Origin of the sequence: Aeromonas sp. 11P (assembly GCF_051920165.1) — a bacterium.
Taxonomy (GTDB): Bacteria; Pseudomonadota; Gammaproteobacteria; order Enterobacterales; family Aeromonadaceae; genus Aeromonas; species Aeromonas veronii.
In genome coordinates this window covers 1,158,664-1,171,227 of sequence record NZ_JBQBDJ010000004.1, presented here as the reverse complement: position 1 = coordinate 1,171,227, position 12,564 = coordinate 1,158,664, and the positions used below count along the sequence as shown (strand labels likewise).

Sequence of the window (12,564 nt, the reverse complement as noted above, 5' to 3'; positions counted from 1 at the left end):
TCATGCGCATCACCACCAACATGATCTACGACCGGAATATCTATTCCCTCAACAGCGCCAACGAGCGGTTGAATACTGCCTATCAACAGCTGCAAACCGGCAATAAATTCCAGACTGCTGGAGAAGATCCCGCAGGGATGAGCCAGAAGATGGCACTGACCAAGGAGATTGACCTGTTCAAGCAATACAGTGTCAATGGCAGCTTGCTGGAAAACAGCCTGGGGCATGAAGAGACAGTATTGGATTCTCTTAATACGGCAATGCTCAGTGCCCAAACCCTGATCCAGAAGTCAAATAACGGCTCTATCAGTGACGATGATCGCAAGGCCATCGCCAGCGAGCTGGAAGGGTTGCAGCAGCAGATGTTTGACCTGATGAATAGCAAAAACTCCTCGGGTGAATTTATATTCGGTGGCAATCAGAGCAAGACCCAGCCATATATCAAAGACGTCAACGGAAAATATATTTATCAGGGTGACCCTGGTCAGCGAAATATTCAGGTCTCACCCACAGTACAAATTGCTGCCAATGATTCCGGGCAGGATCTGTTTGAAATCGTGGCGACCAGAAGAACCGCCAGTGCAACCACAGCAAATATCAAGGTCGGGGTCGGCGATCAGGGTAACTTTGATACTTTTTATAAGTCCAATTATAACTCGGCACTGCCCAGCAATACCTATACAGTATCAACCACCATAGGCCCACCTGATACCTACGATATCAAGGATAGCGGTGGCAATACGTTGCAAACGGGTAACTACACTGCTGGTACCAAGATCCCCTTTAATGGTCTGGAGTTGACCCTTGATTTGCCTGCAGGTGGTGCGGCTCAGCAGTTTGATCTTAATCCACCGAAGAATGACAACATATTGAATGGTATGTCGGATTTTATTACGGCTCTGCGAGATCCGGCTATTTCTGCCGAAGCCTTCGAGCAGAAAATAGCCGATGCCACCGTTCATATGAAAAATGCCCGCCTGAATATCGATCATGGGTTGGGTGAGTTGGGCGGCCGGATGAACAGTCTGGAACAGGCCATGGGCTCCAATGAGGGATTGAGTACCCTCAACGCCGAGGCGAGAGCCAAGGTGTCAGAAGCGGACCTCTATGAAGTGATTTCCGCGCTGTCAAAAGAGGATGCGGCATTGAGTGCCTCGCAACTCTCTTTCAGCAAAATAAGCCGTCTGACGCTATTTGACTATATTCGCTAATTAGAGAAGGGCCCCTTTGGGGCCTTTTTTTGTCCAGACTATGAAAATTGGTTCCGTGTCATCTCCTGCCAATTGTAACAAGCTGTTGCCGTTGCCCATTTAATGGTGGTTGCGGGGTTGACCTCTCTGCGGGATTGGATAATCATGCCGCCCGCACAACAGAGGGTTGTGCGAATTATTTGCAGCATCTCGTTAGGCGAGGCTCCTGTATAAACACAGGCCACTGATCTCACGACGTCCAGAGACGCCCAAGATCAGGACAGTTTTCATCGGATTAAGGTGTAAACCCAAGTGGCTTCCGGCATGCCGGATACGTTATACAGTGCTAAAGCTGGTACGTGGGGATGATGACACGCCGAACGGCGTCATTTCCTGCCTATTACTCGTCAATCAAATTGCTGTTTTCTTGTCGTTGCCTCCGGCTATTTCCGGAAGCATTCAGGCTCGCCTGAAATCACATGAGGATATCTGTGATGAAGAAAACACATACCATTCTTAACCGTCACCAACTGCTCGATCTGGCCGCCCTGCAGGGTTGGCTGGAACATAATCTGGATCCGGTTCAGCGCGCCGATCAACTGCTGACCCTGCGTCCGGAAGAGCTCAACTGCATCTTTGATACCCTGCCAATTCCGCAAGGTGCCGAACTGCTTGGTTCACTCTCTGCCGAGAGTGCCGGGCGCCTGTTGCAGCGGCTCCATGGCAGCATCGTCAGCGTGTTGCAGGAGGCCATTCCCCGCCGTGAAATGGTGGCTATCTTGCGCAAACTGGGTCGTCAGGATCGCACCATGTTGCTGGCTCGCTTCCCGACCCAGGCGCAGGCCATGTATTACTCCCTGTTGGATTGGCCCACCGAGTCGGTGGGGGCCAACATGCGCCACGAATATCTGGCGGTGCGGGAGGAGGACACGGTCGGCCACGCCAAACAGCTGATCCACGATGCCTGGGACAATGCCCAGCTGTTTCGCCATATCTATGTGGTCAACGGGGATGGTCGTCTGCAAGGGAGCCTCTCCCTCAAGACCTTGCTGATCGCCGACCCGCTGGCCAGCGTCGCGACCCTGATGGATCGGGAGACGGTGCGGATCAACGCCCGGGCGGATCAGGAGTTGGCAGCGCGCCTGCTCATCGACCGCGACCTGTCGGTATTGCCGGTCGAGGATCAAGGACGATTGGTCGGAATTTTCCACGTCGATGATGCTGCGGATATTCTGGAGCTCGAATCCACCGAGGATGCCGAGATGCAGGGTGGCTCATCACCGCTCGATACCCCTTACTTGCAGGCGACGCCCTGGCAGCTGTGGCGCAAACGGGTGGGCTGGCTGCTTATCCTGTTTGTGGCGGAAGCTTACACCGGCACTGTTCTGCGGGCATTCGAGGAGCAGCTGGAAGCGGCTATCGCGCTGGCCTTCTTCATTCCGCTCCTGATCGGTACTGGCGGTAACAGCGGTACCCAGATCACCACCACCATAGTACGTGCCATGGCGGTCGGGGAGGTGAGCCTGCGCAATCTCGGCACCGTGCTGAAAAAGGAGCTCTCCACCGGTCTGCTCATCTCGGGTGCCATTGCCATGGCGGCCTGGGTGCGGGCATGGAGTCTCGGCGTCGGTCCCCAGATTGGCATGGTGGTGACCTTTACCATCATCGCTATTGTGCTGTGGAGTGCCACGGTCGCATCGATTATTCCCATGGTGCTGCGTCGTTTTCGCATCGATCCGGCGGTGGTCTCTGCGCCATTCATCGCGACGCTGGTGGATGGAACCGGCCTTATCATCTACTTCGAGATGGCCAAGTGGTTGTTGCCCGAGTTGCAGTAACGGGTAGATTGATATGCAAAAGGCAGCCATTGGGCTGCCTTTTGCATTTATCTTTCCGGTTTAGCCTAGCTGGAACAACAGTGGCCAGCCCTGCTCCTGGCAATAACGGTGCTCCTTCTCCAGATTCTGCATCAGGAGACGGTTCTCCTCGCACCAGTCGATCGGCAGGGTCACGACCAGCTGATCCCCTTGTACCGCGACTTTCCACTCAGGCAGCAGGTTGTCCTGCCGCTTGTGGTGAGCGGCGACTGCGAGGCGCAGTATGCGGATGCAGCGCAGCACCGTCTGCATGTCGTGGTTGGGGAGGGGCGGCAGCTCGGAGAGCTTGAGCCCCTTGCGCTGAAAGCGTACCAACGCTGCCAGCAGGGCCTGATCGTCCTGGTTGAAGCCGGGCAGGTCGGTGTGTTGCAGGATATAGGCGGAGTGGCGGTGAATGCCGCTGTAGTTGATGGCAAGGCCAATTTCGTGCAGCCGCGCCGCCCAGCCGAGGATGGCACGATAGGGTTCTATCTCCATCTGCCAGGGCTCTTGCAAGGCATCGAACAGGGTCAGCACGCTCTGCTCCACCCGGGCGGCTTGTTTGCGGTCCATCCGGTAGTGGGTACCGAGCGCTTGTGCCGTCCGTTCGCGAATATCGTGGTGCTGCAAGCGCTCCTCGAACTCATACAGCAACCCTTCGCGCAGGGCACCATCGGAGTAGTCGAGCCGCTCGATGGGTAGCGAGGTAAACAGCCCGAGCAGGATGGCGACCGCGGCGGCAAACACCTCCTGGCGCTCCTCGGTAAGCCCTGTCAGCTTGAGGTTATCGACTCGCTTGCGCTCAATCATCAGCGCCTTGAGCCGCTCTAGCCCCTCCAGCGTAATGCTGCCGTCAGTCAGCCCTTCACCCTGCAGTACATCCCGTACCGTACGAATGGAACCTGAGCTGCCAAGACAGCTCTGCCAGCCCAGCTTGCGGTACTGGTTGACGATGGGGGCGAGCTGGTGCTGCGCCTCCAGCACGGCATTGGTGAAGTGCTTGTCGCTCAGCTTGCCGCTGGCAAAGAAGCTCTGGGTAAAGCTGACGCAGCCCATCTTGCGGCTGGTGAGGGCCTTGTGTTCAAACCCTTCACCGATGATGAGCTCGGTGCTGCCGCCGCCGATATCGATGACCAGTACCTGGCCCTCGATATGCTGGGTATGGGCAACCCCCTGATAGATGAGCCGTGCTTCTTCTTGCCCGCTGATGATCTCGATGGGGTGGTTGAGCACCTGGGCTGCTTCACTCACAAATTCGCGCGCGTTGCTGGCACGGCGCAGGGTATAGGTACCTGCGATGCGGATCTGATCCGGTTTGATGTTGGTGAGGCGCTCGGCAAACAGCGACAGACAGGCGAGGCCGCGTTCCATCGCCTCCGGGCTCATTCGCTTTTGCTCATCCATCCCTTCCGCCAGCCGCACCCGCTCCTTGATGCGATCGACGATGCGAAAACGCCCTTCGCTCAGATGGGCGATCACCATATGAAAACTGTTGGAGCCGAGATCAACGGCGGCATAGAGACTATTGTCCATTGTTTGACTCGATACGTTTGAGATAGTCGTAAATCGCCACCTGAGAGCGGATCTTGCGGCGGTTGCCCCGCTTCACATATTCGTTCTGCTGGTCGGCATCAATGACCCGCGCCTTGCAGGTATCACTCAGTTGTAGTTCGAGAATGTCCATGATGCGCTGCTTGAGCCGCTCATCATAAATGGGGGTGCCTACCTCGATCCGGCCGTCGATATTGCGGCTCATCCAGTCGGCGCTGGAGATATAGAGCTGGGGGTTGCCCTTGTTGTGGAACACCATCACCCGCGGGTGCTCGAGGAAGCGGTCTATGATGCTGATCACCTTGATGTTGTCACTGAGGCCCGGTACGCCCGGGCGCAGGGCGCACATGCCACGGATGATCATCTGGATCGGCACCCCGGCCTGCCCGGCGGCATAGAGACGGTTGATGAGATCCTTGTCCACCAGATTGTTGATCTTGAGGATGATACCGCTCGGCTGGCCCGCCTTGGCGTTGGAGAGCTCGTTGTCGATGAGACGATAGAGCTGACGGCGGCTGTTGATGGGGGAGACCAGCAGGTGGTTGAATTTGTATCGTTTATAGGGGTACTCGATGTATTCAAACACCCCTTCCACTTCGGCGGTGATATCTGGATTGCGGGTGAGCAGCGAGAAGTCGGTGTAGATCTTGGCGGTCTTCTCGTTGAAGTTCCCGGTGCCGATATGGGCGTAGCGCACCGCCTCGCCATTTTCGTGGCGGGTGATGAGGCAGAGCTTGGAGTGGATCTTGAGGCTCGGCACCCCGAACACCACCTTGACCCCGGCATCGGTAAGGATATTGGCCCAGTCGATGTTGGCCGCTTCGTCGAAACGGGCGCGCAGCTCGACCACCACGGTCACCTTCTTGCCGTTGTTGGCGGCATCGATGAGGGAGTGGATGATCCGCGACTTCTTGGCGACCCGGTAGATATTGATGCGAATGGCGCTCACCGCCGGATCGAACGCCGCCTGGCGCACCAGTTCGGTGAAGTGGTGGAACTTGTGGTAAGGGTAGTAGAGCAGTATGTCCTGCTTGGTAATCGCATCGAAGGCGTTGACGAAGCCGTCAAAATCGCGGCAATCGAGGGCTGGCAGCTTGGGGTTTTCCAGATAGTCACGGCCTACGTTGGGGAAGCCGATGAAATCCTTGAAGTTGTGGTAACGCCCGCCCGGCATGATGGCGTCGTAGGAGCTGATCTGCAGCTTGAGCTTGAGGAAGCTGATCATGGCAGCGGGCATCTCCCGCTCTAGACGAAGCGCACCGGCATGGCGGTGAGGCGCTGCTTCAAGCCGTCACTCATCTTGTCCACCAGGCTCAAGTCCAGCTGGTCGGAGAGATCATATTCGGCATCCCGGGTCAGCTTCACCGCATAGGCGGCAATCTCGTCGTAGTCGAAGAAGCCTTTGAAGATCTCGTCGAGGCAGAAGCGGATGACGTTATCCAGAATGATGATCTGCTTCTTGCGGCGGGTCCCTTCCGGCGGCAGCTGGAAGAAGCGGGGCAGGTCGTCGGTCGGCACTTCCACCAGGGCGTACTGGATCACCTGACCGTTCTTCTTCATCTCGATGGCCAGATAGGTGTACTCATCCTTGAGGAATTTGACCGGATTGACCTCTTTGTTGAGCAGGATCGGGATGATGTGACGCAGCACCTTCTCCTTGAAGAAGACCCGCAGCCACTTCTGAATGGCATCGGAGAGCTGGTTCTCGTTGACCAGGAAGATGTTGTGGCGAGCGAGCGCAATCAACAGCTCTTTATAGGTGTTGTCGAACGCTTCACCGAGCGCCATCACTTTTTGCTGGATGGCGCGCAGCAGCACTTTCGCTTCATCGTCGCCACCATGTACTTCATTGATGAGGATGCGACGCTTGACGTCCGATACCCGTACCTTGAAGAACTCATCCTGGTTGGAGGAGAAGATCCCCAGAAAACGAACCCGCTCGATGAGGGGCACCGTCTTGTCCATTGCCTCTTGCAACACCCGTTCATTGAATGAGAGCCAGCTCAGCTCTTTCTCTTCATACTGCTTGTCGGTGCTCATCTTGTGCCTCTGTTTCAGGTCGCGTCTGCGCGGCAGTTATGGCGTTAATATATGACAAATAAATGACAGGATTGTTACTGCTCGCTGAACGCTTCGTCGATGTCGACCACCAGATCGTCGGAGAGGGATTCCAGCGCGGTGATAAGCGTATCCATCGCGAGCCCGTCGGGCAGGGCAACCAGCGCATGGGCATAGAAGAGCGGGGCGCCGGAGTGGGGGGCCGGTTCACAGCCGGTGGTGAGATCGGCCACGTTGATCTCGAGCTGGCGCAGGATGCTGGCAACTTCGTGGACGATACCGGGGCGGTCGTTGCCGGTCACCGTCATCATGACTTGATTGGCTGGCTCGGCGGTCGGTGTCCCTTCGGCAAAGCTGATGGTCAGACCCGGTAGCAGGGCCAGTGCTTCGCACAGGCTGCGATAGTGCTCATCGGGGACAGAGACATGGAGGATACCGGCAAACTGTCCCGCCAGTTCGCTCATGGCGCTGCCCAGCCAGTTGCCCTGCTCGCGGCTGATGACAGCTGCCAGACTCTCGACGATCCCGGGTTTGTCTGCACCGATCACGGTGACCACCAATTGCTTTTGCATCCTGCTCTCCTTGAAATGGGATTTCTTGCTCTATCCCTATTGTGCCTGCTGGGGCAGGTCATATGAACCCCCGCCTGCTGACAAATAGATAAAAAGACGGGACTTTTCACTTTCCATACACGGGTCTGCTGCCTTGCTCCGTGGCGGCTGTGGTAAAGTGATTCCCCTTTCGTGTCGTGAACTGGATCGTGCTCTCATGAATACCCTTGTCCTATCGGGATTGTTGTTGCTGGCGCTGCTTGTGCTGGCGATCTTCTGGAGCAGAGGCAGACAGCAAAAGCGCCTGCCCTATGATGTGCAGGAGACCCTGTTCAGTCCTGCCGAACGATCGTTCCTTGGGGTGCTGGATCTGGCGGTGGGTGACAAGGCCCGGGTCTTTGCCAAGGTGCGGGTGGCCGATGTGCTGACGCCGCAAGCCGGGATCGGCAAGAGCAAATGGCAGCAGCACTTCAACAAGATCAGTGCCAAGCATTTCGACTATCTGCTTTGCCACCCCGCGGATCTCTCCTTTATCTGCGCCATCGAACTCGATGACAGCTCCCATCGTCACCAGAAGCGCAAGGCGCGCGACCTTTTTCTGAAAACCGCCTGCGACAGCGCCGGTCTGCCGTTGCTGCAGATCCCAGCAAGTGCCAGCTATCTGGTGGAAGAGCTGCGCGAACAGATCCTGCCGCTGCTGGTCAAAACCAGCGAACCATTGATCGACGATTTGCCGCACGGGGCGCGCCGCGAGCCGACGTTCAACCCTCTGCTGCTGGACGGTGTGGATGTCGGTGCCGGGATGCGTGGCCGTACTGCCCATGCCGAGGCGATCTCGCCTGCGTCGCTCCACGAGCCCGCCATCCAGCCCAAGGGGGTGATGGAGGCGCCACAGAGTGAGGGGGAGCTGGTCGATGGCTTGTTCGCCGATGTAGAAGATGATGAAGAGCACGAGGTACACCACTGCCCCCGCTGCGATGCGCCGCTGGTGGAGCGGGAGGCGAAAAAAGGCCCCCACGCCGGTCGACTCTTTCTGGCTTGCAGCCGTTTTCCCGAGTGTCGTTACGCGGCGCCGCACCACCATAACCGCCACTGAATGCGCGTCACCGTGTCCCATGCTGCCCTCTGACGAGGGCAGTTTTCTTTCCGCTATTGGCGGCGTTTGTTAACGGCGCTGCATGCAGATAATTCCTCGGCAAAATTTATCTAATCTCCCGTTTCTGTCGATACACTTAGCCTGAATACGACAATTTTTGACAATGTGTCGGAATTTTGGCACTTTGTGTGCCTGCAAAAAACAGTCAGTAGCTGTTTTATCATTAAATAAAACAATAAGTTAGTTCAGGACATCGCGAGGAATGGATATGGTGGAGATGGGCGTGTTGATTGTTGATGCCGATGCGCAGCGGCGCCAACAGTTGGGAACCGTGCTCTCGTTTATGGGGATCCCGTGGCAGGAGGTGGCACAAAGCGATCTGGATGTGGCCATCGAATCCTCCGGTCCGCTGCAAGGGGTGCTGGTGGGTGAGCTGACCGACCGTCCCTTGTCAGAGCTGCTGGCTGCTTTCCCCCGTACCCCCTTCCTCTCGCTGGTTGAGGCCGATCTGCCCAACAGCAACTTTATCGGGGTCGCGCTCTCGCCCTTTACCTATGAATCCCTCACCCGTCATCTGCACTTCTGTCAGGCCTTTGTATCCTTGCATCCCCGTCAGCAGACCCATGACAAGGGGCAGGCCCTGCTGCGTTTGCTGGTGGGTAAAGGGAAGGGGATCCAGGAGGTGCGTCGGCTCATCAGCCAGGTAGCCGAGACCGATGCCAACGTGCTGATCCTCGGGGAGTCTGGTACCGGTAAAGAGGTGGTGGCTCGCGCTATCCACGAGCTCTCTTCCCGCAGCAGTGGCCCCTTCGTGCCCATCAACTGCGGCGCTATTCCGGCCGAATTGCTGGAGAGCGAACTGTTTGGCCACGAGAAGGGGGCGTTTACCGGCGCCATCGCAGCCCGTCGCGGTCGCTTCGAGCTGGCGCAGGGGGGGACCCTGTTTCTCGACGAGATCGGCGATATGCCGATGCCGATGCAGGTCAAACTGCTGCGGGTGTTGCAGGAGCGGTTGTTCGACCGGGTCGGTGGCGGCAAGCCCATTCAGGCCGATGTGCGCATCATAGCGGCGACCCACCGGGATCTGGAGGCGATGATCCGCACTCAGGGTTTTCGTGAAGATCTCTACTACCGCCTCAACGTCTTCCCCATTGAGACGCCGCCGCTGCGGGATCGCATCGATGACATCCCGCTGCTGCTGCAGGAGCTGCTCAACCGCCATGCCGAGCAGCACCATGGCTTTATCCGGTTGACCCAGCGGGCGCTGGAGTCGCTGATGCAGTACCCCTGGCCCGGTAACGTACGCGAGCTCTCCAACCTGCTGGAGCGGCTGCTGATCCTCTACCCGCACCAGATCGTCGATGTGGCCGATCTGCCGAGCCGTTATCGCCTGCTGCCGAGCGAGCCGCGGGATGAGCGGCTGACCGAGATGGATGAACGGGATGCGCTGGCGGCGGTGTTTCAGGATCCGCCCGAGCTGGATCACTCCCTCGCCTCGGCCCGCACCATGCAGTTGCCGGAGGAGGGGGTCAACCTCAAAGAGATGCTGGCCGACCTTGAAGTGGAGCTGATCCGTCAGGCGCTGGAGTCTCAGGACGGGGTGGTGGCCCGCGCTGCCGATCTGCTCGGCATGCGCCGTACCACTCTGGTGGAGAAGATGAAAAAGTACGGGATGAGCAAGGACGTCTGAGGGTCAAAGCCTTGACGCCAATACGCAATCCATTGTTTTAGTTAATATAATTTAGTGGCATGGAAATTGAATGGCCTGACCCAATAGCCAGTTTGAGGTCAGGTTTATGACAATCCAGCAGCAGGACATGCCACTCCAGTCCCACGAAGTGAGCCAGCTCTATGCCATTTTCAAGGCGCTCCCCACCGGGGTGTTGCTACTTGACGGGGCAGGGGTGGTCACCCGCGCGAATCCGGCGGCCATCTCCCTGCTGGGGGAGCCGCTGGAGGGGGAGCTCTGGCGCCACATCATTGCCCGCTGCTTCGAGCCGCGGGAGGATGATGGCCACGAGATCTCCCTGCGTGACGGGCGCCGGGTGCAGCTATCGACCCAACCGCTGCCGGATCAGCCCGGCCAGCTGGTTTTTATCAATGACCTGACCGAAACCCGTAAACTGCAAGACCGCATCAACCACATGAAGCGGCTGTCGGCGCTCGGCAATATGGCGGCCTCGCTCGCCCACCAGATCCGCACGCCGCTCTCCGCTGCCATGCTCTATGCCGCAAACCTAGCAAACCGCACCCTCAAACCGGAATCCCGCTCTCAGTTTCAGCAAAAGCTGATGGCCCGTTTGCAGGATCTGGAGAAGCAGATCAACGACATCCTGCTGTTTGCCCGAAATGGCGACAATCAGGTGGTCACCCCCATCTCGGTACAAGGGTTGCTGGCCGAAGTTCAGGCCGGAGCCGAGGCCTTCTGTCAGCAACAGGGCTGCGAGCTGCACATGGAGGCACCGGAGCCCGATCTCTGTCTGCTGGCGAACAGCAGTGCGTTGGCTGGAGCCATCAACAACCTGATTGCCAATGCCCAGCAGGCAGGGGCCACGTCACTCTTGGTCAGCGCGGTGCGCAGCGGTGCCCGGGTGGAGATGCGGGTCATCGATAATGGCAAGGGGATCCCTTCCCATCAGCTCGGTCAGGTATTCGAACCCTTCTTTACCACTCGCTCCCAAGGCACTGGTCTCGGACTGGCGGTGGTGCAATCTGTAGTGCGTGCCCATCAGGGGGAGGTCGGTGTGGCCTCGGTTCCCGGTGAAGGCACCTGCTTTACTCTGTCGTTCCCCCTGCACCAGCAACCGGTGCAGCTTGGAGGTGTAGCATGACACAGGCCAGGATCCTGGTAGTTGAAGATGACAATGGCCTGCGCGAAGCGCTGGTGGATACCCTTTTGCTCGGCGGTTATGAGTGCCGTGAAGCGGACAGCGGCGAGCGGGCTCTGCTGGCCCTCTCCCGTCAGCCGTTTGACATGGTGATCTCCGATATCCAGATGGGGGGGATGGACGGCCTCACCCTGCTGGCTACCATCCGCCAGCAATATCCGCTGATACCTGTGCTGCTGATGACCGCCTACGCCAACATCGACGGCGCGGTGCGCGCCATGCGTGAAGGGGCCATCGACTATCTGGCCAAGCCATTTTCGCCGGAGGTGCTGCTTAATCAGGTCAGCCGCTATGTGCCCGCCCAGAAGGTGGAGAAGCGCGCCGTGGTCTACGGGGATCCCAAAACTGCTGAGCTGTTCCAGCTGGCGACCCGGGTGGCCAGAAGCGAAGCGACCGTGATGGTGACCGGCCCGAGCGGGACGGGGAAAGAGGTGCTGGCCCGTTACATTCACGATAACTCCAGCCGCGCCGAGCAGCCCTTTGTCGCCATCAACTGCGCCGCCATTCCGGAAAACATGCTGGAGGCGACCCTGTTTGGCTACGAGAAGGGCGCCTTCACCGGTGCGGTACAGGGGTGCCCGGGCAAGTTCGAGCAGGCGCAGGGGGGCACCCTGCTGCTTGACGAGATCACCGAGATGGATCAGGGGCTGCAAGCTAAATTGCTGCGGGTGTTGCAGGAGAAAGAGGTGGAGCGGCTCGGCAGTCGCAAGATGATCCCGCTGGATGTGCGGGTCATCGCCACCAGCAACCGGGATTTGAAAAAAGCGGTGCAGGATGGCCTGTTCCGCGAAGATCTCTACTATCGCCTCAACGTCTTTCCGCTGCGCTGGTCTGCCCTCTGTGAGCGGTCCGGCGACATTCTGCCGCTGGCGGAGCACCTGCTGGCACTTCATGCCAGTCAGCAGGGGCTACCGACACCACAGCTGACAGATGCCTCGCGGGAACGACTGCTGGCCCACCCCTGGCCCGGCAATGTGCGGGAGCTGGACAACGTGGTACAGCGCGCCCTGATCCTCAGCCCCGATGGGGTCATTGATTGTGACCACCTTATTCTGGAAGAGCTGGACGAGCAGGAGATGGAGTTTGTCAGCGTGGAGCGCAGCTATGGCGGCGATCGCCTCGGCAGCGAACTCAAGCAGCAGGAGCACCAGATCATCCTCGACACCCTGCAAGATTGTAACGGCAGCCGCAAGGCGGTGGCCGACCGACTCGGCATCAGCCCGCGCACCCTGCGCTACAAACTGGCCCAGATGCGGGAGGCGGGGATCGATCTGCCAGCCTGAGGCCGGGAGGGAAACCGCACTGTGTGGGGGCTGTCATGGTCTTGATGGCCCGGCTCGATTATCATGGGGCCCTTGGCGCTTTGAGCCTGGG

At 58.4% G+C, this 12,564-nt stretch carries 8 protein-coding genes, 1 pseudogene and 1 riboswitch; of the genes and pseudogenes, 6 read left to right on the top strand and 3 right to left on the bottom strand.

All coding sequences use genetic code 11. The features are described from left to right. Positions 1–2: 2 nt before the first annotated feature. Together flgL and mgtE are read left to right on the top strand one after the other, a co-directional pair. On the top strand, positions 3–1,211 hold the full coding sequence (gene flgL / locus ACTG1P_RS05405) for a flagellar hook-associated protein FlgL (protein ID WP_440000692.1): 1,209 nt from the start codon (positions 3–5) through the stop codon (positions 1,209–1,211). 181 nt (positions 1,212–1,392) lie between these two features. Next, positions 1,393–1,562, top strand: a riboswitch (M-box (ykoK) riboswitch). Between the two features lie 122 nt (positions 1,563–1,684). Beyond that, a complete protein-coding gene (gene mgtE, locus ACTG1P_RS05400) occupies positions 1,685–3,028 on the top strand; it encodes a magnesium transporter (protein ID WP_019446139.1) in 1,344 nt (447 codons plus the stop codon). Positions 3,029–3,088: 60 nt separating this feature from the next. On the opposite strand, the gene ppx is transcribed toward mgtE, so the two are convergent. From ppx to ACTG1P_RS05385, 3 genes and pseudogenes are all read right to left on the bottom strand, one after another. Further along, on the bottom strand, positions 3,089–4,579 hold the full coding sequence (ppx, locus tag ACTG1P_RS05395; RefSeq protein ID WP_440000691.1) for an exopolyphosphatase: 1,491 nt from the start codon (positions 4,577–4,579) through the stop codon (positions 3,089–3,091). After that, a pseudogene (ppk1, locus tag ACTG1P_RS05390) lies at positions 4,569–6,637 on the bottom strand (polyphosphate kinase 1). The gene ppx and the pseudogene ppk1 overlap by 11 nt, the downstream one beginning before the upstream one ends. A gap of 74 nt (positions 6,638–6,711) precedes the next feature. Beyond that, positions 6,712–7,227 carry a glycine cleavage system protein R gene (locus ACTG1P_RS05385; RefSeq protein WP_058058074.1) on the bottom strand — a complete coding sequence of 172 codons (516 nt, stop codon included), beginning with the start codon at positions 7,225–7,227 and terminating at the stop codon, positions 6,712–6,714. A 196-nt stretch (positions 7,228–7,423) separates the two neighbouring features. On the opposite strand from ACTG1P_RS05385, the gene ACTG1P_RS05380 reads away from it, so the two are divergent. The 4 genes from ACTG1P_RS05380 to ACTG1P_RS05365 all read left to right on the top strand — a co-directional run bounded on the left by ACTG1P_RS05380 (position 7,424) and on the right by ACTG1P_RS05365 (position 12,473). After that, a complete protein-coding gene (locus tag ACTG1P_RS05380) occupies positions 7,424–8,302 on the top strand; it encodes a DUF2726 domain-containing protein (RefSeq protein WP_440000690.1) in 879 nt (292 codons plus the stop codon). Positions 8,303–8,570: 268 nt separating this feature from the next. Next, positions 8,571–9,992, top strand: a complete 1,422-nt coding sequence (locus ACTG1P_RS05375; RefSeq protein WP_005350678.1) for a sigma-54 dependent transcriptional regulator — start codon at positions 8,571–8,573, stop codon at positions 9,990–9,992. Positions 9,993–10,098: 106 nt separating this feature from the next. After that, entirely contained in the window at positions 10,099–11,133 is a 1,035-nt protein-coding gene (locus ACTG1P_RS05370) for a sensor histidine kinase (protein WP_076492076.1), read from the top strand. Then, positions 11,130–12,473 carry a sigma-54-dependent transcriptional regulator gene (locus ACTG1P_RS05365; protein WP_440000689.1) on the top strand — a complete coding sequence of 448 codons (1,344 nt, stop codon included), beginning with the start codon at positions 11,130–11,132 and terminating at the stop codon, positions 12,471–12,473. Before ACTG1P_RS05370 ends, ACTG1P_RS05365 begins: the two co-directional genes overlap by 4 nt. Positions 12,474–12,564 lie beyond the last annotated feature (91 nt).